The following is a 21,295-nucleotide window of genomic DNA, read 5'->3' as shown; positions in this document are numbered from 1 at the left end:
TCCTTTTTCTATTTGATTGATTATAAAACGCCTAAGAGGTCGTCAACGTTCATTACAAGGTAAGTTTTACCTTCTAAAGTGATCTCTGTACCTGCATATTTTGCAAACACAACTTTGTCACCAACTGAAACAAGACCTTTTTCTGCAACTTTTGGACTTACTGCTCTCACAATACCGCTAAGAGGTTTTTCCTTAGCATTGTCAGGGATGATAATACCTGAAGCAGTGGTAGTCGCTTCTTCGATTCTCTCAAGAAGTACTCTTTTTCCTAATGGTTTGAAAGTCATTTGAATGTCCTTTTGACTAAAATTTTTAGCACTCGCTTATTTCGAGTGACAAAATTTTACACAAATATGGCTCAAAAGTCAAGAAAAAAGCAGTAAAAGTTTAGTCTGTTATACTCAATGTTTTCAGTTTTTTTTCATCTTTTGAGAAAGACGTCTTAATTAACCTAAGTATAAGTTTTATGACTATATAATGCCAACCTCTTTTAACCATGTCAAGGTAGCTCAGCTGGTTAGAGCGCTGGTCTCATAAGCCGGAGGTCGAGGGTTCGAGTCCCTCTCTTGACACCACTTACTCTTCACAAATCCTTATATTATCGAACTTTCCAACAACTCATCTATAACTTTTAATTATTGTCTCTGGAGTCGGAGGTCTTAAATTTTGACCCATTTTTGGCACAATTTGGCTCACTTTTGGCTCAGAAAAATACTCAGCCTTTTATCTTTACTTTTTGCCTCATATCATTGAAATATGGAATAGAAAAACTTTTATCAGATTTTTTTAACCCGTTGACCCCGTTGTTTACAACATCTTTTCTGTATCTTATCTGTTGATTTTCAGGCTATCTTGCATATAATATTATGTTTAACAATGGTTATGCACTTAATATTAAAATTAGAAAATGACTATAAGGGATAGAAAATATATGATAACAAAACAAGCATTAGGCAGTACACTTTTTGGAATGGCTGACATTCTTCGTGACAAGGTTGAAGATTACAAAGCTTACATTCTTTCGCTACTCTTTTTCAAACGACTTTCCGACAATTACGAATGGGAAACGGAAAACGAAATCAAAGAATTTGTAAAGCGAGAAGGTAGACAACCTACAGAAGCCGAGAAAAAAATCATTGTAACTCAAAAGCACGACTTCAAAATTCCTGAAGGTTGTTTTTGGAAAGATGTGCGTGATGCCTCGCCCGACAAGAAAAATGAAAAATTAAACAAAGCCGTAAACGAAATCGCAGATGCCAATGTAGACAGAAACGGCAAAGCCGTTCTTAAAGGTGTTATCAATACCGTACGTTGGAATGAGCCTGCACCAGATGGTTCAGGAAGTAAAAAGTTAAGTCCACAGGTTTTGACAGCCTTAGTGAGCTACTTAGATGCAGTGGATTTGAGCAACAAAAATGCTTCAGTAGATGTGTTGGGTGATGCTTATGAATATTTAATCAAGCGATTTGCAGATGAAAACAAAGGCGGTACTACCGCAGGACAATTTTATACACCACAGGAAGTTGTGGATATTATTGTGCGTTATCTCAAACCTCAAAAAGGCAATACCATTTATGACCCTACTTGTGGCTCGGGGGGCTTCTTGATTAATGCTGCCAAATACTGCAAAGTCAATTACAACAATGCTAAAGCCATTCGACTTTTTGGACAAGAAGATGTTTGGAATACTTGGGCGATTGCTAATATCAATATGATTTTGCACGGCTTGGATGCCCGCATTGAAAAAGGCGACACTTTACTCGATCCAAAATTTATTGAAGAAGATAACGAATTGGCGATTAAGCAATTTGATTTGTGTATGGCTAATTTTCCTTTCTCACAAGAGAATTGGACAAAAACAGGACAGCCCAAAAAAGACAGCAAAGGTAAAACAATCAACAAAAAAGATGGCTCACCACAATTGGAATACCCAAAAGAAGGCTATTGCGACCCTTATGAACGTCTAGTCTATGGCACACCGCCTTATTCCAACGGAGATTTTGCTTTTTTGCAACACATTATTGCTTCCATAAAAGATGACGGCAAAGCGGGCGTGGTTTGTCCTCAAGGTGTTTTGTTCCGTGGTCAACCCGAAAAAACCGAGGAAGAAGACGGACAAAACCGCAAAGCAGATGATGAGTATCTAATCCGCAGGGGATTTTTGCAAGGCAAGATTGACCACAATGGCGAGTTTACTGAAATGCACAATATTATAGATGCTATAGTGGTATTGCCTGGTAATTTGTTTTATGGCACTACCATCCCGGGTGCCATTTTGTTTATCAACAAAAACAAACCCGAGCACCGTAAAGACAAAGTATTGATGGTGTATGCCGCCAGAGAAGGTTGGTATAAAGAAGCAGCCAATATGAATACTTTACTACCACACGACATATTGCGTATTTCCACCATTTTAGAAAGTTGGGGCGATATAGATGCTGCCAAAACTTGGATTGGCTCTGAAAAACCAAGACTAAAAAACTTGATACAAGAAGACCTTGATTTTAAGCTTTTGGAAATTGAGGAATATTATGCAGAAGACATAGCAATGCAAACCGAAAAATTGACAAAAGCCCAAAAAGCTATTATCGATAAAGAAGCTAAAAAAGAAAAACCTACCAAAACTCATTTGAAAGCTGTAGAAACTGCCAAAAATACTTTGGATAAACTCACCAACGAAAAAGACAACAAAATAGCAGCTGCTCACGAGCAAGCCGAAAAAGAACGCCAAGCCATTGATGCCGTGGAGCAGGAACTCATTACAATGTTGCAAGACCCAGAGCTGCGCAAACGCTACTTTGCCATTGCCGATATGGAAGAGTTGGAAGAAAATGAGTTTAATCTAAACATACCTCGCTATGTGGACACTTTTGAACCCGAAGAAGAAATTGACTTAAAACAAGCCATTACTGAATTTAAAGCCACAATCAACCAAGAGAATACTTTGGGTAATATGATTGATGAACTTTTAAAGGTGTTGAATTGATAGAAGAGCAAATTTCTAAACTTGGGAAAGTTAGCAATGGGTTCTCAACTTTTAAACTCAAAAATGCCCTTGTTAAAAATGATGCAGGAGATTGGGGAACAGAACCTGATAAAAACGAAATTGGCGTAATCAGAAGTACAAATTTTTCGAATGATGGTAAACTTGATTTATCAGATGTCGCATTTCGAACCTTAAAGCCGATTAAGAGAATTGAGAAACTATTATCTTCAGGCGACATATTGATAGAGCGAAGTGGTGGAAGTGATTCTCAACCAGTTGGCAGAGTTGGCTTAATCACAAATGAAATAGCCAAAACGGATTGGGCTTTTGCTAATTTTATACAGCGAATTTCACTTGACTCAGAAATCGATCCTACTTACCTATACTATTGCTTACAACAGATGTACGAAATGGGGATTACAGCAAGTATGCAGTATCAGACAACAGGTATAAGAAACTTGGATTGGAAACTCTACACAAAAACAATCCTACCAAAACCACCTACCCCTGAACAAACTGCCATAGCTACTATTCTTTCCATGGTAGATGAAACCATAGCTGCTACGCAAAACAGCATAAAGGCAGCCGAAAAGCTCAAAAAAGCCCTAATGCAAGACTTGCTCACCGGCAAACTAAAACCAGATGGCTCGTGGCGTACAGAAGATGAGTTTTATGAATACGAAAAATTTGGGAAAGTGCCGATGGGGTGGGAAGTAAAAACCATTAAGCAACTTTTCGACTTTTATCCTACTTCTTCATATTCAAGGTCAATTTTAATTGATGAAGGAGAAGTTGGAAATATTCATTACGGTGATATACATACAAAATTTGATAGAATTCTTGACCTTTCAATTGAATCAGTTCCATTTATCCCAACAGAACTTGAAAAGAAATATGAAAAATTACAGGATGGTGATTTGGTCGTTGCAGATGCTTCTGAAGATTGGGATGGTGTGGGGAAATCTATTGAAATAATTAATTCTAAAAATAAAAAAGTAATTGCAGGGCTTCATACTTTGCACCTTAGACCTAAATCGAACGATTTAATTTTAGGAATAAAAGGTTATTTGATGAATCTGTATAATGTTTCCGTTTCAATCAAAAGAATGGCAACAGGAGCTAAAGTTTATGGGGTAAATAAATCAAGCTTATCCAAGATTTTACTTCCAATCCCGTCTGAATCAGAGCAACAAGCCATAAAAGAAAAATTAGATGAAGTTTCAAATGAAATAATTGGTAAACAATCCAAAATCCAAACGTTTCAACGCTTAAAAAAATCCTTAATGCAAAACTTGCTTACAGGCAAAATGCGGCTGCCAGCTGAGTTTATCGCCCAGTTTGAAAACAGCCTTAAAAAAATGAGTAATACAGGAAAGGCAGAATAATATGGGGAATTTATCAGAACTAAGAGGTGTAGAGCAGCCGGTAACTGAATGGTTGAGTAAAATGGGTTGGTCGTTTAAAAGTCACGAAGATTTAAAAATTTATGAACGCCCTTTTTCTAAACCCATTATTGAGCAAATACTCATAGAAAAAACAACTGCCATAAACGGTATAAGTGAAAACATTGCCCGCCATGCAGTTGAATTATTACTGCAAAACCTAAACAATCCCGTGCCCATTCTTGGCAATGAAGCGTTTTTAGATAAATTGGTTTCAGGTGTTACTCTTGCTGTCAAAGACAAAGACATTGATGTTCATTTCATAGACTTTGAAAATATTTGGGTAAATGATTTTATCGTCACCAATCAATATTGGGTGCAGGGCTACAAAATGGTAAAAACCGATATTGTGCTATTGGTTAATGGCATTCCATTAGTTCCCATAGAAGCAAAGCAAAGAGCCAGAAAAGGCACCAATTGGATGGAAGGCGTTCGCCAGTTTTCTACTTATGACCAACGAGCCGATAAACTCTTTATGTGTCATTGCTTTGGGGTGGCTTGTAATGGCAGAATCACCAAATACGGAATCCCAGGGGCTTCTTCTTCTTATTTTAATGAATGGAAAGACACCATATTAGATGTAAGCAGTAAAAATCCAATTCTTGAACCCACCAACGACCTTTGCCTCACTCATCAAGACAAAAAAGACGGACTTTGGAATTTTGATGTGGATCGTTTACCCAATGGCGAAGTGCTAGAGCGAATGAAACTTGGAATCATTGGATTATTGCAACCTGCACGAGTGTTGGACATACTGCAGCACTTCATTGTCTTTGAACGAGCAGAAGGTAAAATCATTAAAAAAGTGGCTCGGTATCAACAACTAAGAGCTGCCAATAAAATTGCCGACCGAGTAATCAATAGCGATTTAAATCAAGGCGTCATTTGGCATACCCAAGGTTCTGGTAAAAGTTTGACAATGCTTTACACGGCTTACAAATTGCGTCAAAGCAAGGAACTGAAAGACCCTACCATTTACATAGTGGTTGACCGCAAAGATTTGCGAGAGCAAATTGGTGGCACATTTGACGATTGCGAATTTCCTAATGCAAGAGCCATTAATAATATTGGCGATTTAAAACACATTATCAAGACTGCACCTTCAGGCGTTTTCATTACCACTGTTCAGAAATTTGATGAATTAGGCGACCGCCAAGATTTGCGGGATAATATCATTGTGTTAATCGATGAAGCCCACCGTACCCAATACGGCAATTATCAAATGGAATTACAAGCCGTATTGCCCAATGCCAAACGTTTTGCCTTTACAGGCACGCCCATACCTAAAACACATCAGGAATTTGGCATCGTTGACCAAGAAAAAGGCAGGCACGAGTATTATTTAGATCGTTACAGCATTAAAGATGCCATCGATGATGGAGCAACCAAATCCATTCGTTACACTTTTGGACCCATGGAGTGGTTCCTTGATAAAGAAAAACTAAAACAAGGCTATGAAGAAATCACAGCTGAACTTACCGAAGACGAAAAAAAAGCCGTAGAAAGACGCGTCTCGGCTTGGAAAGTATTTTTAAAACACCCTCAGCGAATAGAAACACTTGCCAAAGATATTGCCAACGATTTTCGAGAAATGCTCGAACCACAAGGATACAAAGCGCAAATAGTGACTTGCGATAAAGAAGCTTGTGTGTTGTATTACAATGAGCTATTAAAATATTTTGACCGCTCTGAAATGGCTATCATTTTTTCAACAGGCAATTACGAAGAAGGCGAAAAATATGAACTTTACAAAGACCATTATAAAGAAGATGCTGAGCGTAAAAAGCTGATAAAACAGTTTAAACGAAGAATTACAGAAGAAGAACAGAAAATGGGCAACAACCTAAAAGTGTTCATTGTCTGCAATATGCTTTTAACTGGGTTTGATGCTCCTATTGAGCAAACAATGTATTTAGACAGTCCTTTGAGAGACCACAATCTTTTGCAGGCTGTAGCACGTACCAACCGACCTTATGATGATAAAGTAACCAATCTTTCTAAAGAGTTTGGGCGAATTGTGGATTATGTGGGTGTATTCCAAAACTATAAAGAAGCATTGAATTACGACCCCGAAGATATTGGCGAGTTTGAAGATGTAGAAAGTTTGGTAAAAACATTCCCCAAGGTTTTGGAAGAAGCATTCAAGCCTTTTGTGGAAATAGAATTAGAAGATAGCTACGAATGCACAATGGCAATCGTAAGGAAGCTATCAGAAATAGACCATGGAAAATTTGAAAACGATTTTAGAGAAGCGGTTCAATTGTGGGAATCTATTTCACCACACCCCGCTCTTCGAGAATCCAAAACAAAATACATGTGGCTGAATGAGATTTATGAAATTTATTTAGAAGAGTTTAAACGTTTGGATTTTGATGCAGAAATTTATGCTACCAAAACAAGAAAGCTGATTCAAGAAAGTACCAAATTACTCAATTTTAAAGGACATTTACCAGAAATTTCTATTGATTCAAATTATCTAAACAAGCTAAAAGAAATCAAACTTGACCCTTCAGACAAAGCCGAGAAAATCATAAGAGACATTGAGACGGTAATCCGACAAAACGAAGTAAACAGTGCCATATATGTAGAGTTCCAAAATCGTTTGGATGAATTGATAAAACAGAAAAAAGAAGAAAGTTTGGCAATTGAAGAAATATTAAATCAGTTGGGTTTACTTTATACTGAATTGGATGAAGTGGCTTCATTACCTGCTAGAATGGGTTTTCCGGACAAAGGCAGTTTTGAGTTTTATAGCATTATCAAAAATGCTTCGGGTGAATCATTCAATGAAGAATTGGTAAGAGAATTTTCATTTGAAGCAGCCGAAAAAATCAAAGCTAAGATTTACAACGGTTGGCAAGAAGTGCCCAGAGAGTTTGACCGCTTGAAATACGAGATTTTGCTCTTGTCTGTTAATCCAAAATTTGAAAAATTGAAAATTGATTCAAATGAAGAATTGATGGAGCAAATCATGAAAGCTGTTTTACAAAACTACAAGTTGGACTAATGCAATTACCAGAGAATTACATATTAATCCGAAAAGAAGTAAAACATGCCCGACTTCGAGTAAGCGAAGATGGAAAGGTGCGTATTATTGCCCCACCTTCGTTTTCCGAAGACGATATTTCTTCATTACTTAGCAAAAAAGCAAAATGGATTGCTAAGAATGTAAAATATTTTGAATCAATGTCAAAAATTGAATTGCAAAGAAATCAGCTTTTGCTTTTTGGTAATAGATACAATTATTTTTATGACACCAGTTTTTCGCAAAAAGTAATCATTAATGCCGAACATAAGACGATAACTTCCAAAAGAGATTTAACTGACCCGCAAGTTCAAGAAAAATGGTATCGTAATGAGTCAAAAAAATATTTAACAAAACGGATAGAACAATTATCAACAAAACTGAACTTTCCCTATAACAAACTATACATCAGAGACGAGAGAAATAAATGGGGAAACTGTTCTGCTGAAAAAAATATTTCTTTGAACTGGAAGCTTATTAAGGCGCCTGAATATGTGATTGATTATATTATTATTCACGAATTACTACATACGGTTGTGATGAATCATACGAATAAATTTTGGACTTTGTTAAAATCCTATTATCCAGACTATAAAGAATCAATTAAATGGTTAGAGAAATATAGCAACAGTTTATAAAATAAAATACATAACAAAGCAGTGGAGCCAATAAATAAACCTGCAGGCAATTTATGAAATAATAGGAGGGCGGAACTAAACTTTTCACTTCTAAATTAGCACTTTTGTTTCCATCAAAACCCGTTAACTCGATAGAACTCAACATCCAACGGGTCAACGGGTTAACACTTTCCTAAAAAACTCCCTACCTCACCTACGCAAACAATCTATCAATTCCCTTGTCAATATTAGCAACATCCATCAAGCCATTTTTAACGTAATAATCCATCGTAGTAGAAAGCTTCGTATGTCCTAAATACTTCTGAGCAAGAGTGATAGGCATATTATTCTCAACAACAGAACTTGCAAAGCTGTGACGAGTGGCATAGAGGGTTTTGTAAGTAATGTTTAAACGCTCTAAAAGGGGCTTTAAATACGTTTTCACGATTGGACGTGACTCGAAGTAGGGTTGCAGCGTATTTTCATTAGGAAAGACCCACAAGTCGCTTTTTGCAGTTTGCTTGTGAAGTTCTAACGCTTCTTTAACAGGAGCAGGCATATAAACGGTATTGACAATGTTCGTCTTAGTTGATTTTAACTTGCCATGTCTTTGACTGCGTTGTATGGTGATCGTATTGTTCTCAAAGTCAATATCACCCCATTGTAAAGCCAAAGCTTCACCCGTTCTAAGCCCTGTATTGAATGACAAAGTGAGAAACGCTTTGAACCACCCAGTAGCATTTTCGAGAATACGTTGCACCTCCTCTTTACTGTAATATTTCTGCGAAGAATCGCTTTTGCTCTTGCTGAACTGCTTAGACTTCTTATCCACGAGAGCTAAAGGGTTTTTATCGATCATCTCATTGACAAGAGCATAGTTCCAAATGAAGTTAAAGGTTCGATAGTATTTGTTAAAGCGTGACTTACTTAACTGATGGGATTCAATTAAGTTGTTCTTCCAAGCCTTCAAGTCCGTTACTTTAATATCCACCAAGTGCTTATTTCCAAAGTAAGGTTTAATGTACTTTGTATAGATTTGAATATAATCGTTGTGCGTATCTTCTGCACGATTGTGTCTATCCTCATTCAATGCTTTTAAAGCAATATCATCAATGGTATAGTTATCATCATTCACTTCATTATTTAAGAGAAAATGCTCCAATGCAAGGGCATATTTGTCTCGCTCAGTGCGTTGTAGGTTTAAGGGCGTATCATCAAGCTTTAGGCTAAAACGAATACGATCTTGACCATTTTTTCGGTACTCATCGACAAGCCGATAATCCAAGCAAATCTTGCCACCTTTACTATATACTCGAACACTTTTTAACAAGTCTTCATGCTCATTAAAGCCTTGTGGTACAGTAAGAACAGGCTTTGAAGGAGCAAGGGCTTGCGCTGCTTTTGGTTGTTTAACTTTCATTGTATTTCCTTTGTTTAGTTGTGAGATATGAGTAAGTAGTATCCCCACTTACTCATATTTTTAATATATTTTTGTGACTTTATTCATAGTCACTTACATCTGATGGAACTTTTACTTCCACTTTTGTTAATTGCCATCTACCTTTGATACCATAAATCTTGTTGTTTTTGTACAGATCAAAGCTATGATCTTTTTGAGAAATAAGTTTATCCCTTAGTTGTCTTGGGGTGTTGTACGGATTTTTTCTATGGTTTTGCTTACACCATTCTCCTATTTTTGTGAAGATTTCACTTTGATCTAGATACGGTACATTTTTACCATGCAATGCTTCAATAGGGTGATCCTGTAAAAAATCGCTTAAAACATCAAGCTCACATAGATAATCAGATGTTGCTGATGCGATAAGGTTTGATTTTGTGAATTGTTGGTTTTCAATCAATCTTTGAAGTCCAACAAGAGCGAAGTTAAAGAAACCTTCCACTTCGCTTGTAAGCTTTGATGAGAGATGGATATCTCTTTGTGCCTCAGGTATCTGCTTGTTGAAGGGGACGAGTATCATTCTTCTTACAAACGCTTCTGCTCCTTGCTCCATTAAGGGCAACTCATTCGTTGCAATAATGAACTTAGGAGGTGCTTTTAATTCTGCAGCTCCTTTGTACAATTGACGAATGGTCGTAGTTTCTCCAGAAATTAGAGCCTTATAGGTTCCTGCATCTATGCCTTTTGTAGTGGCATCATTCGTTATATTCAACACCTTACCGAGTAGCATTGTCCGTTTTATTGGATCTGCTAGTTCCGATAGGTTCATATGCGAGATATTGGTCTCGTCTATGAGCTGGTGTACGAGTGATAATAGCACTGATTTCCCGTTAGCCCCTGTTGATCCATACAACCACAGACACTTTTCGTGGTTCATGAATTTGTGTGGTAAAAAAATGTACCCAAAAAATTCTTGTAGGACTTTTATTGCATTTTCATCTTCAACAACATCTTGTAAGAATTGCAAAGTCTGTGGGCAGTTTGCCTCAGGGTTGTAGTTATAGGGCAGTTGCCATTTAAACCCATAAGATGGGTCATGAGGGAGTAGGTTTATGCTTCCTTCTTTGGAAATACGTACAACGCCATTTGCCATGTTGATATAAACATCTTTTCTATTAATGTAGCCATTTAAAGATTGATATATAGTTTTTAATTCTGCCAGAACTTGATGAATAACTGTTGCTATAGGATTTATGAACCCAAGCGTTTTCTCTACCATTCCTTTAACGAGTATATATTTTTCTGCCTCTGGATTATCAATGGCATGCCATTTTCCATGGTAGTAAATATGTAATGTGTTTGCATAAGCGCATATAGGAAGTGCGCAGTTATACAAGATATTTTCTACAACAACCTTTACAAGCTTTTTTTCATTTTTTTCATATTGCATTGGAAGCGAATTGATAGCTTCTTTCATTATGTCTTCAAGAAGAGTTAATCCCTCTTGAATAACAACTTTCTGAGGAAGAAATAGAAAAGGAATTTTCTTTTCTTTCTTATGATAGTAGGCAGTATCTTCGCAGACATAGCACTTGAAGTTTAAATATTCTCCATTACGGCTCACAACACATGATGGTGTAGCGTCATTGTGGGCATGATTTTCTGGATGAATACAACAATGAATGGTTTCACTTGAACCATCTTCGAGTGTTTCAAATAACTTCTCGACATTCAATTCACCGTACGAACTCGTTTTTACAATTTGAGTATCTTCAAATTTTATTTTTCCTCCCTTGCCTTTAGCTTTTTTTTGTGGAGCTAAAGGAGGCTGGCTATTTCCAACCTCTTTTTTTAAGTATTGGGAAATATCCCAATACTTATCGCCACCTATTGTAATTACCTCTTGATTAGGGTTACAGTAGTAGAATCGAGCAAGATCCTTGCAGGCTTGGTCTGCATGAAAGGTATTAATCAATCCTTGAATGACCTGTTGATAGATGATTGGATCACTGATTGGCTCTTCTAGGTCAATAAAAATGCGAAATCGGTCTTGTGCTTCAATGGGGTTACCATTTTTTTCTGTTTTTTGGTGGCTCTTTGTTGTCACAATGAGACTTCTATAACCATCAAGCATTACTTTGGCTTGATCAATTGCCAACCCTCCATCAACATCTAATGTGAGCAAATTTGCTGATAAGAAATTGACTCCTTTTCGTTCACCACCGTTAAAAATCAAATTTGAGTAATGATGTTTTTTTGTCAAAGAAGGAATATCCTTAAATAACAGCTCTTGAACTTCAAACTTAATTGCTTTGCTATTATTTTTCACTGTATATGACAGTGATATTTTGTTATCATATTGCATGATAAACTCCTATGATTTTTATTTTATGGTGAGCATTGCATGCGTACTCACCATTTAGATGTTTGAATTCAAAGTGGCATAGTATTCTTTTCTGAACCAAAAAGTGAAGAGTAGAAAAATAAGGAAAAAGCCCTAAAAATAGGCTTTCTTGAGTTGGTCGAACATAAGCCTTATAGCATATCATACTAGGTGAATGTTCGATATAAAATGAAAAAGGAGTTAAAATTTATGGAAATTAATGGAGTCGATCAAAATAAATTTAAATGTCGTCATATGAAAAAGAATATTCTATATGACATGTCTCCTGAACAAAAAAAATATAGTATTAAAGTTGATGAATTTTTTTACGAAGTTGGTTTGGATTATGAATTATATAAGAGTATATTAAAAGAATTAATTCAAAAAAAAAATGACATTCGTCATGTGAAAGGTAGATTTGAAAAAACAGAAACTTATGAGTATTTCAAAAAAATTCTTTTTACTTTAAGTATTTATAATTTTCAATATAAAGGACAAATTGACTCTTTGTTCTTATATCAATTTTCTGATAAAACTATTGCAAGCACTATTTCCAAATATAAATTAAAACAAAAAAGTTCTGATGAAAATTTTAACATGCACATGAGTGATAATATTTATAGTAGATTTTTCGCTACTCATCCGTATGATTTTTCAAAAATGATTGAGATCGCTTTTGAAGGAAATTGTATAAAAAAGAGAATCGAAAAAGATGTAAATGAATATGTTAATAACGGCTACAATCAAAAAGATTTTAATGCAATGGTTGAGAAAAATATCTTGAATAGAAGATTTCAGATTTATCATATTAAAGATATCAAGGAAGTCAAAATAATTGTTCTTAAGAAAGCAATCAAATTAGATCTTATTTATAAAAAAGGACTTTCTTTAGAAAAAAGATTATCAATTGCAAACGAAAGTAAAAATATATGAAAATATCAACCCATTGTACCCGTAGAATGACGGGTTGAACGGGTTATGAATAGATAAAAAAAATTATATGAATGCTAATAACTATAATGACAAGAAGTGAACTATCGACTTTAATAGCCGACGGTTCACTTCTCTAAAACGCCTACTATATAGGACTTTGCAACGCTTTCAACCTTTGCCCGTGTCAAATCTTGAGCCTTTTATGTGCCAAACAAGCCACTTTTTGACTAAAGTTGATATTGCAGTAGCTTGTCTAAAATCTCTTTTGGAACGATCTTAGATTCAAGTATCAAGCTCACCCCAAAATCATTATTAACCAAAATAACGATCTCCAAGATATCTCCCTTTTGCTCTACCAATTCTATGTACTCAAACAAGCCATCATTGAAAGAGGGCAGTTTGCATTTTGAAAAGGGTAGAGGGTTTTGAAGGAGTTCATCGAAGTGTTCAATGATGATGAAGTAGCCATACTCAAGATAGACAAAATCACTAGGCAGTCTTTCCAATGAGTAGATGGCATATTCTTTTAACGCAGGGTTGTGTATTAGGCTTACATCGCCTTTATTTAAAAGCTCTATCATGGTTCGAGCTTTTTAGACTGATGGCTCAAGGTTTGGCGAGCAGACATGATGGCAATAATGGCTAAAGCAGTGCATCGGATAATAATGCACATTGTTGTTTGATTCTTCATTTGTAATTCTCCTAAGAATTGAATTCCAATTTAGAATATATGCTTTCAATTTTCAAAGATACGAAATAATTGGGTGTATAATAAAGGGATAGTAAGATTTTCTTGAGGATACACAATGAGCCGATGTGTGAGTATGGATGAAGTTGTTAACTGTGCTTTAGGAGCAATAATTAACGCCCATAATGAGTATTTAAAATGGACTGATGGTGAGTGGCTTTGGAATGCTCCTGAATATTTCATAACTGTAAGAATTGCAGAGAGTATTGCAAATTTAGAGAAAAAGAAGTTTGTAACCATGGAAGACAATGTTAGCTACATTTTGGATCATGCTCATGCAAAAGGAAGTGGAAGAATACATTCGGATATTAGAACAAAAGGTAGATTTGATGTTGTCTTATGGTGGGCAGATGGTCTGACACCAAGAGCTGTAATTGAAGTAAAAAATGGAGTTCATATTTTTAAAAAAATTGAAGAAGATTTAAAGCGTATTAAAGAAGTTTTAAAGAGAAAGACTACAAATTCAAAAATACAATTTGGGGTTATTGCTTTTTATATTTCACAACAATATAAGAACACTGCCAAAGATAAATTGCAAAAGCAAATTAATAATATATTCATGCAAGCAAAAGCAATGGTTGGTGATATCTTTAAAATAGAACAATATGGTCAAGATTTTATTTTTTGTGAAGATGATCAAAATGCTTATTGTCCTGTAGTATTCTTAATTAAAAGATAGGTTGCTATTTAGTGTTTTCTTCAAAGAAAGCTGCAATAGGCACATTGAGAATTTTACTGATTTTCTGTAAGTGTTCTATATTGAAGTGCTTATTGTTGGTGTAAAGTTCAGCGGCAGATACTAAGCTAACAGACTTGTAACCCATTGCAAGTGATAACTCTAACTGCGTTAATCCTTTTTGCATTCTAAAGAACTTCACATTTTTCCCAATCGTCTTATAAAGGTTAATAGTCTCTTCATCAAGAAGGGAGTGCTTAGTCATTTTTTTAACCTACTATAGTAAATTTTTTGACTAAGTTTAGTTATAATACGTTTTTCCATCAACCCACTGTAGTGGGTTTAGGTGGAGTATTCTAATTCAATGTAGGAGTTTAAAATGAGGATTTTAAATGTTGGGTGGATTGTTTTTGCGATGATGATCGCAGTCTTAGGTTACACTTTTTATGGTGCGTTAAGTCATGGAACATCTATTCTTGAAACCCTGAAAGTTTCTGGTGGCGTATTTGCCTTTTTAGGTATTGGTTATGTTGGTGCTGTTATTGGTAATGCTATACGTTTGTATGCAATGCCTGATATATACTTTACTGATGGTACACTTTGGGGAGCTTTTAAAACAAGATTCTTTTGGAACCACGGACCACAATTGTCAGGTTTTTTCCTTATCTATATTGTGATTATGAGAGTTTTCGCCGCAAGTTAAAAGATAATAATGTCAAATGAAGTGTAGATATAAAAAAATATAGCTGTTTCGAATATTTTATCTGACAATTACACTTCATTTGAGAATTTATTGTAGACTAGATGTAAAAAAATATTAAATCAAATAAACACTAAGTACAGAAAAGTAACAATTTAGATAAAATAGATCGTAAAATTAAAATAAAAGTGTGAGAATCCAAAATATGAAAATCAAAACCCTTAAACTTACGAACTTCAGGAATTACAAATATTTTGATATAGATTTTGACAAAAAACTTAATGTTATAGTTGCTGAAAATGGTATAGGTAAAACAACTATATTGGATGCGATAGCCATAGGATTTGGAGCGATGGTTACTCGTATGCCAAAAGTTTCTGGTAAAAGTTTTGAAGAAAAAGATTTGAGATTGGAAAATGCTGATAGTACAAAAAAAGCTCCTTATATGAGAATTCAAATAGATACTTACCAAAATATAGTATGGGATAGAACCCAATCAAGGGATAATGCAAAAGGAACAAAAAAGAATATTCCACCAGCTAAAGAACTAGGTCTTCTTTACGCTTATGTAGATGAAATAATTTATGAACTTAATGAGCAAAATAATAATATTGATGTTCCTCTAATTATTTATTATGGTACAAGTAGAGCAGTGCTTCGTTCGCCTCTTAGAAAAAGAAATTTTCAAAAGAATTTTTCGCGCTTTGAAGCATTAAATGGTGCTCTTAATGCTGATGCAGATTTTCATAGACTCTTTCAATGGTTTGACGCTATGGAGGATAAGGAGCGTAGGCTGATAAAAGAAAAAAGAGATTTTGATTTTGTTTTACCAGAACTTACTGCAGTGCGTAATGCTATAACAACAATGTTGCCAGAGTTTTCAAATCCTCATATCGAAACTCGTCCTTTAAGGTTCATGATAGATAAAAATATGAATGGACAAACGTTATCTTATCGAATAGACCAGCTTAGTGATGGTTATAAAACAGTCTTAGCTATGGTAATGGATATAGCGGCAAGAATGTCAGAAGCAAATCCTCATTTGAGTAATCCTCTTGAGAGCGAAGCAATTATTATGATCGATGAGGTTGACTTACACTTACATCCAAGGTGGCAACAAAATATTTTGATAGATTTACAAAGAACTTTTCCAAATGTACAATTTATAGTTACCACTCATAGTCCGCAAGTTCTGACTACTGTAGAAGCAAAAAATATACAAGCGATAGTATTAGAGAATGGGGAGCCTAAAAAAGAAATCTTTGATTTTTCTTATGGTGCAAAAAGTCATGAGCTTCTAAAAGAAATATTAGGAGTAGATGAACGACCCCAAAATCTAGAAATAGTACAAAAACTGAATAGATATTTAAAAATGGTAGATCAAAATGAATATAATAGTTCGGATGCAAAAGCTTTAAGGAGCGAATTAAATAATTGGGGATATGGTAGAGAAAAAGAGCTTCTTAAAGCAGATATGGATATTAGATTAAAAGAGTATCAAAAAAACAGATGAAAAGAATAAAAAAATCGACAATACCAATAGAATTAAAAAAATATATTGATCTTGATTGTGATTTAACAAAAGATTGGGAAGATGACTTTAAGAATGATTGCCAGGATGGATATAAAATAGTTATAGAACAAATTAAAAAAGATCAAGGCAATATTTGTTGCTACTGTGAACTATCATTTAGTGATAATGTCACTATTCGTCCTGATTTTAGAGTAGAACATTTTCATCCTAAAAGTGATGACCCTAATGAAGGAAAAAACTGGAATTTGGAGTGGACAAACCTTTTGGGTTGTTGCCATGGTGGTAGTGAACATAGAACAATCTCAGGAGAAGATAGATTTATTCAAAACGTTAGACATAGACACAGTGATATATTAAAGAATAATTTTATTTGGGATGAGGAAATTCTTAATCCTTTGGAAATACCTGCTTATCCTCCGATATTCGAAGTCTCTAATGAGGGTGTCATGTCGGTAGCTGCTTCAATTACAGGGGATATAAAAAGAAAAGCAGAAAATTCACTAAAGGAAGATAGATTAAACCTTAATTCTCCAAAACTCGTAAAATGGAGAGAACAAGTAATAAATATTTTGCGATTGCAGCTAGATGCATTATATCAAGTTAACAATGATATGGCAGAGTCTGTAAGTATCTTAGTCGATGTACAACTCTCAAAAGATGAGACAGGTAATTATTTCAGCTTTTTTAGCACTATTCGAAGTTTTTTCGGCGTTGACGCAGAAGCTTATTTACAACGTACTAATTATGATGGATGATTCTAGATGATTATTATATTGTGATGCCAGAAAGTGAACAAGATATATTGAAGGCTCATTCCTTTCTAGCTTGATTTTATACTAGGCACGAGTGCAGTGCCTTTAAGATTTGGCTCAAAAAAAGACTCAATAAACATGCCAAAAGACTTACTCCATAGGACTTACGATAGGCTCTGTGTTTTGTATTATCAAACTCATAAGCCGGAGGTCGAGGGTTCGAGTCCCTCTCTTGACACCACTTAAACTTCAAAAATCCTTATCCTGTCGAACTTTTCAACAACTCAATCATAACTTTTAATTATTGTCTCTGGCGTCGGAGGTCTTAAATTTTGACCCATTTTTGGCACAATTTGGCACAATTTGGCTCACTTTTGGCTCGGAAAAATACTCTGCTTTTATCTTCACTTTTTACCTCATATCACTGATGTATGAAATGGAAAAACTTTTTTAAGGGTTTTTAACCCGTTGACCCGTTAATATAGAGTGTTCTAAGTTAAACTATCTCTATTCCTCCATGACTTTATGGTCTAAAATCTTCTTAGCTTCGGCATAATCTACAATATTGCTATTAAAGAGCATTGAATATCCTCCTTCTGTTGGATAATAGCCACCAGTTTTTGAATACGTTATATCAGCTTTAATTTCAAATTTCTTACATAACTGATCAAACATATCTTCTGTCATATGTTTAATTTGCACAGAGCTAAATCCATCTTTCGTGTCAATTACATACCCCTTAGTCTCTAAAAGGTTTACTAATCTTCTAAAATCATGATCATCAAAACTATTAAAATATTCTTCATATAAATCCATATAAGTCCTTTTAATTTATTTTATATTCACTATATGCTGTAAAATATTAATTTATATCATATATTTGATAAAATGAAATATTTAGATTTATTTTCATAAAATGTAAAGCAGCTTTTAGCATACGCCTTGTTCCTGATCGATAGAATAAAATCAAAGGAAATATGTCTGCATGAGTATTGAACTTAAACATGAAACTCCGACATATGATTTAGACTGGGGTTGCAGTTATCTGAAAGTTGGCACTAATCCTCATATTGAAGCAGTCAAATTATGTCTTGTTAATATCTCAGATATTTTAAAAATTGCATCTGAACTGACAAAAAAGGTTCAAGATAGTTCTTGGATGATGAGTCTTGATAAAGGTACTAAACGTTCTTATGAAAAGACAGTCGAAGCTACAGCAAACAAATTAGTAGAAATTTTCAATCATACTAGTGTATCTGGTAGTTTAGGTGGTGAATTTGGTGAATTAATGGTCTCTATAGGCTCGGCAAGAGCATTAGAAGTATTATTCGCTCATCATGTACTCCCAATTGCGGAACTTTGGAAGCCACAACTAAAGCAAAATGAAGGTTTCGATTTTCATACTGTATGCTCTAGCGAGATGATTAATTTTGGAGAAGCAAAATTTTCTTCCACAGACAGCCCACATGGTAATGCTATATCACAAGCTCATCGGTTTATCTGTGAAGAAAAACATTTCAGAGACAGAGTACATCTCATCAATCTAACAAGCCCTAATGCAATTCAAAATCTTGATAATGATGATTTTGGTATTGTTGCAGCTTTTTCCATACATGCCGTTAATCCTCTCACAGTTCTTAATAATGCTTTAGAGAGTGTGCGAAAGACATTTCCATCAAGTAATGCTAAATATGTTTATTTAGTTGGAGTTATACATTGAGCATTAAAGATATTATAGAAAGTAAAAACCCTTTTCAAGATCTTTCTGAATTACTTGATTTGTTGCATAAAGAGGGACCTGCACAATCTTCAATACTAGAAAGTATCAGTTATTATAAAAGATTTCATCCAGAGATCTTTTTAGAATTTGAAGAAAAAATAATTTTTGCACTAGGGTTATTTTATAAAATAAAAGAACCAAAGGATATTTATTCTTTTTTGCTTTCTGGAATTGGTGAGCAATATAAAAAAGATTATGGTGCCTATTTGACACCAGTTCAGGCAAGCATTAGACGAGCACTTGATGATTATAATGTTATTTCTATCTCAGCACCAACAAGTGCTGGGAAATCTTATTCAATTCGTGATTTTATTGCAGCGCAAGATGGTGATGCAGTTGTAATTGTTCCATCAAGAGCATTAATTGCAGAATATGTAAATACCATGAAACGAAAATTTAAAGGTGACAAAAGAGTTATGATATCTTCTTTTGTCGATAATATTTTTACAAGTAGAGAATTGCGTAGAATATTTATTCTTACCCCTGAAAGAGCGAGAGATATTTTTTCTTCTAGTTTGAAATTAAATATTCAAGTATTTTTCTTTGATGAAGCACAAGTTTCTGAAGAAAAAGAACGAGGTATCATCTTTGATGTACTTATTAGAAGAATCAAAAAGCATTTTAAAGAGGCTAAACTTATATTTGCACATCCCTTTGTAGAAAATCCTAATGCTCAAATTAGTAAGCATGCTTTTCAAAAAGAAAGTAGCTATGCACGATCATATCCATATGGCTCTGTAGGGAAATTATGTTTATATGAGCATAGTAATGGTAAAGATTATTTCTTTTCTCCATTTCATGAAAATGGGCACATGCAAAAAAATTGTATTGAATTCCAAGGGAAATTTGAAGATTTTGCATTTAATGGAGATCATACAGTTTTAGTTTTTGTTTCCAAAGCCTCAATATATAATGGAACGTATCTCGAAAATTTTGAAAAATATATCAATACTTTCCCTGAAATTATAAATGAGCATGCTGTAGAAATAATTAATACCATAGCACATTTATTAGGAGCTGATGAAAATGGTCATAATTCGAAACTAGTTTCACTTTTACAAAGAGGAGTTGTGATTCATCATGGTTCAGTACCTCTTGAAGTGAGATTTCTTGTTGAAGATTTTATTAGAAATGGATATGCAAAAATTTGTTTTGCAACAAGCACCTTAGCTCAAGGTGTAAATATGCCATTTGATATTGTGTGGCTAGAATCCAATCGTCTTATCGGTGAAAATGAGCAGGATAGATCACTTGCATTTAAGAATTTGATAGGCAGAGCAGGGCGATCATCTATGGAAAACAAGTTTGATTATGGCTATGTTTTTACAAAACGTCCTAAAATTTTTATGGAACGTATAAATGATGATTTTGTATTAGATGAAAAATCAGTTATTGACACTCCAATTGATGATTTGAATTCAGATTCTAAGGAATTAATAGAAGCCATACGTTCTGAAACTTTTGATGATGAGAAGCATATTCCAATCTCAACAGTGGAAAGATTATCCAGTCCAAATGTCCTAAATCATGCGAAAATTATTTTAGATATCCTTTATAGAGAAGGTCATACCATTAAAGAAAATACTACTGGTGTTTGGAATCAACAATATAAAGAACAAATACAAAAATCCTTTCGTATTATATTTGAAGCTTCAATAAATCGACAATTATATGATGGAGAAAATGCAGTATTTCGTAAGGCAATTTCAATATTTTTACAAATGATCCAAGGTCGATCATTCCGTGAAATTGTGGGCATTATATATAGTAATCTTTCAAAACGTGATGAAAAACATAAGGGAATGGCTGGATTTTCGCAACCTGCAGAATCTTTACCTAAAAGTACTCTTAAAAAAGAGTATTCGTTATTTAAAGATATTCCAGCAAAAAATGTAAGTTATGATGCTGTTATCTTTGATACCTATGATTATTTTGATAAAGTGATATCTTTCTCGTTATCTGATGTTTTTATGGCTACATTTAAGATTTATCAAGAAGATACGCAAGATGAGCGAGCAAAAAAAATGATTGAGCTCTTACGATTTGGCACGAATAATACAGCGCATATGCTTCTAATGAGATACGGAATTCCTCCTGAAAATGTTACTGAAATCAGTCCATATATTCAGTCTATCAATGAAGAAAATATAATATTCAAAAAAGAAGTTGAGCAAGCACCTGCCTATATTCGACATTTAGTTGATTGGTATTTACCATGATTTAATTACAATGAGACTCTGCGTTGATGCAATTATTAACAAAGAACAAAAACCATTGCGAACCCGTCAGAACTCAACATCCAACGGGTCAGTACTCACCT

At 34.5% G+C, this 21,295-nt stretch carries 17 protein-coding genes and 1 tRNA gene; 12 read left to right on the top strand and 6 right to left on the bottom strand.

Features of this window, described 5'->3' with window-relative positions; genetic code table 11:
- Window positions 1-20 precede the first annotated feature (20 nt).
- Complete coding sequence (groES, locus tag N0B29_RS00205) at window positions 21-287, bottom strand: co-chaperone GroES (protein ID WP_263831702.1); 267 nt, start codon at window positions 285-287, stop codon at window positions 21-23.
- A 211-nt stretch (window positions 288-498) separates the two neighbouring features.
- Here groES and N0B29_RS00200 point away from each other — a divergent pair.
- From N0B29_RS00200 to N0B29_RS00180, 5 genes are all read left to right on the top strand, one after another.
- Window positions 499-575 (top strand) — tRNA-Met (locus N0B29_RS00200).
- Window positions 576-931: 356 nt separating this feature from the next.
- Entirely contained in the window at window positions 932-2,986 is a 2,055-nt protein-coding gene (locus N0B29_RS00195; RefSeq protein WP_263831701.1) for a type I restriction-modification system subunit M, read from the top strand.
- A complete protein-coding gene (locus N0B29_RS00190) occupies window positions 2,983-4,371 on the top strand; it encodes a restriction endonuclease subunit S (protein ID WP_263831700.1) in 1,389 nt (462 codons plus the stop codon). The genes N0B29_RS00195 and N0B29_RS00190 overlap by 4 nt, the downstream gene beginning before the upstream one ends.
- A gap of 1 nt (window position 4,372) precedes the next feature.
- Window positions 4,373-7,435, top strand: coding sequence for a type I restriction endonuclease subunit R (locus N0B29_RS00185; protein WP_263831699.1), 3,063 nt, complete (start codon window positions 4,373-4,375; stop codon window positions 7,433-7,435).
- The gene (locus N0B29_RS00180) at window positions 7,435-8,091 is read left to right on the top strand and encodes a M48 family metallopeptidase (protein ID WP_263831698.1); all 657 of its coding nucleotides are present in this window, start codon (window positions 7,435-7,437) and stop codon (window positions 8,089-8,091) included. Before N0B29_RS00185 ends, N0B29_RS00180 begins: the two co-directional genes overlap by 1 nt.
- Before the next feature lie 193 nt (window positions 8,092-8,284).
- Here N0B29_RS00180 and N0B29_RS00175 read toward each other — a convergent pair whose 3' ends face one another.
- Together N0B29_RS00175 and N0B29_RS00170 are read right to left on the bottom strand one after the other, a co-directional pair.
- Entirely contained in the window at window positions 8,285-9,490 is a 1,206-nt protein-coding gene (locus tag N0B29_RS00175; RefSeq protein ID WP_263831697.1) for a tyrosine-type recombinase/integrase, read from the bottom strand.
- Between the two features lie 79 nt (window positions 9,491-9,569).
- The gene (locus N0B29_RS00170; RefSeq protein ID WP_263831696.1) at window positions 9,570-11,834 is read right to left on the bottom strand and encodes a DNA primase family protein; all 2,265 of its coding nucleotides are present in this window, start codon (window positions 11,832-11,834) and stop codon (window positions 9,570-9,572) included.
- A gap of 228 nt (window positions 11,835-12,062) precedes the next feature.
- Here N0B29_RS00170 and N0B29_RS00165 point away from each other — a divergent pair, with 228 nt between their 5' ends.
- Window positions 12,063-12,785, top strand: a complete 723-nt coding sequence (locus N0B29_RS00165; RefSeq protein WP_263831695.1) for a hypothetical protein — start codon at window positions 12,063-12,065, stop codon at window positions 12,783-12,785.
- Between the two features lie 227 nt (window positions 12,786-13,012).
- On the opposite strand, the gene N0B29_RS00160 is transcribed toward N0B29_RS00165, so the two are convergent.
- Window positions 13,013-13,366 (bottom strand): hypothetical protein, encoded by a 354-nt coding sequence (locus N0B29_RS00160; RefSeq protein WP_263831694.1) that lies wholly within the window; start codon window positions 13,364-13,366, stop codon window positions 13,013-13,015.
- Between the two features lie 243 nt (window positions 13,367-13,609).
- Between N0B29_RS00160 and N0B29_RS00155 the strand changes: the two genes are divergently transcribed.
- Window positions 13,610-14,212 carry a hypothetical protein gene (locus tag N0B29_RS00155; protein ID WP_263831693.1) on the top strand — a complete coding sequence of 201 codons (603 nt, stop codon included), beginning with the start codon at window positions 13,610-13,612 and terminating at the stop codon, window positions 14,210-14,212.
- 4 nt (window positions 14,213-14,216) lie between these two features.
- Here the strand turns inward: N0B29_RS00155 and N0B29_RS00150 are convergent, their stop codons facing one another.
- Window positions 14,217-14,474, bottom strand: coding sequence for a helix-turn-helix transcriptional regulator (locus N0B29_RS00150; RefSeq protein ID WP_263831692.1), 258 nt, complete (start codon window positions 14,472-14,474; stop codon window positions 14,217-14,219).
- Window positions 14,475-14,588: 114 nt separating this feature from the next.
- Here N0B29_RS00150 and N0B29_RS00145 point away from each other — a divergent pair, with 114 nt between their 5' ends.
- From N0B29_RS00145 to N0B29_RS00135, 3 genes are all read left to right on the top strand, one after another.
- Entirely contained in the window at window positions 14,589-14,912 is a 324-nt protein-coding gene (locus tag N0B29_RS00145; RefSeq protein WP_263831691.1) for a hypothetical protein, read from the top strand.
- A 202-nt stretch (window positions 14,913-15,114) separates the two neighbouring features.
- Window positions 15,115-16,422, top strand: coding sequence for an AAA family ATPase (locus N0B29_RS00140; RefSeq protein WP_263831690.1), 1,308 nt, complete (start codon window positions 15,115-15,117; stop codon window positions 16,420-16,422).
- Window positions 16,419-17,198 (top strand): retron system putative HNH endonuclease, encoded by a 780-nt coding sequence (locus N0B29_RS00135; RefSeq protein ID WP_263831689.1) that lies wholly within the window; start codon window positions 16,419-16,421, stop codon window positions 17,196-17,198. The genes N0B29_RS00140 and N0B29_RS00135 overlap by 4 nt, the downstream gene beginning before the upstream one ends.
- A 504-nt stretch (window positions 17,199-17,702) precedes the next feature.
- Here N0B29_RS00135 and N0B29_RS00130 read toward each other — a convergent pair.
- Complete coding sequence (locus tag N0B29_RS00130) at window positions 17,703-18,011, bottom strand: hypothetical protein (protein ID WP_263831688.1); 309 nt, start codon at window positions 18,009-18,011, stop codon at window positions 17,703-17,705.
- A gap of 169 nt (window positions 18,012-18,180) precedes the next feature.
- Here N0B29_RS00130 and N0B29_RS00125 point away from each other — a divergent pair, with 169 nt between their 5' ends.
- Together N0B29_RS00125 and N0B29_RS00120 are read left to right on the top strand one after the other, a co-directional pair.
- Window positions 18,181-18,915 carry a hypothetical protein gene (locus tag N0B29_RS00125; protein ID WP_263831687.1) on the top strand — a complete coding sequence of 245 codons (735 nt, stop codon included), beginning with the start codon at window positions 18,181-18,183 and terminating at the stop codon, window positions 18,913-18,915.
- Window positions 18,912-21,194 (top strand): DEAD/DEAH box helicase, encoded by a 2,283-nt coding sequence (locus N0B29_RS00120; RefSeq protein ID WP_263831686.1) that lies wholly within the window; start codon window positions 18,912-18,914, stop codon window positions 21,192-21,194. Before N0B29_RS00125 ends, N0B29_RS00120 begins: the two co-directional genes overlap by 4 nt.
- The last annotated feature ends 101 nt before the right edge of the window (window positions 21,195-21,295 follow it).

This window comes from Sulfurospirillum oryzae, assembly GCF_025770725.1.
Classification (GTDB): Bacteria; Campylobacterota; Campylobacteria; order Campylobacterales; family Sulfurospirillaceae; genus Sulfurospirillum; species Sulfurospirillum oryzae.
The sequence above is the reverse complement of the archived record's forward strand: the minus strand, read 5'-3'. Positions and strand labels throughout refer to the sequence as shown.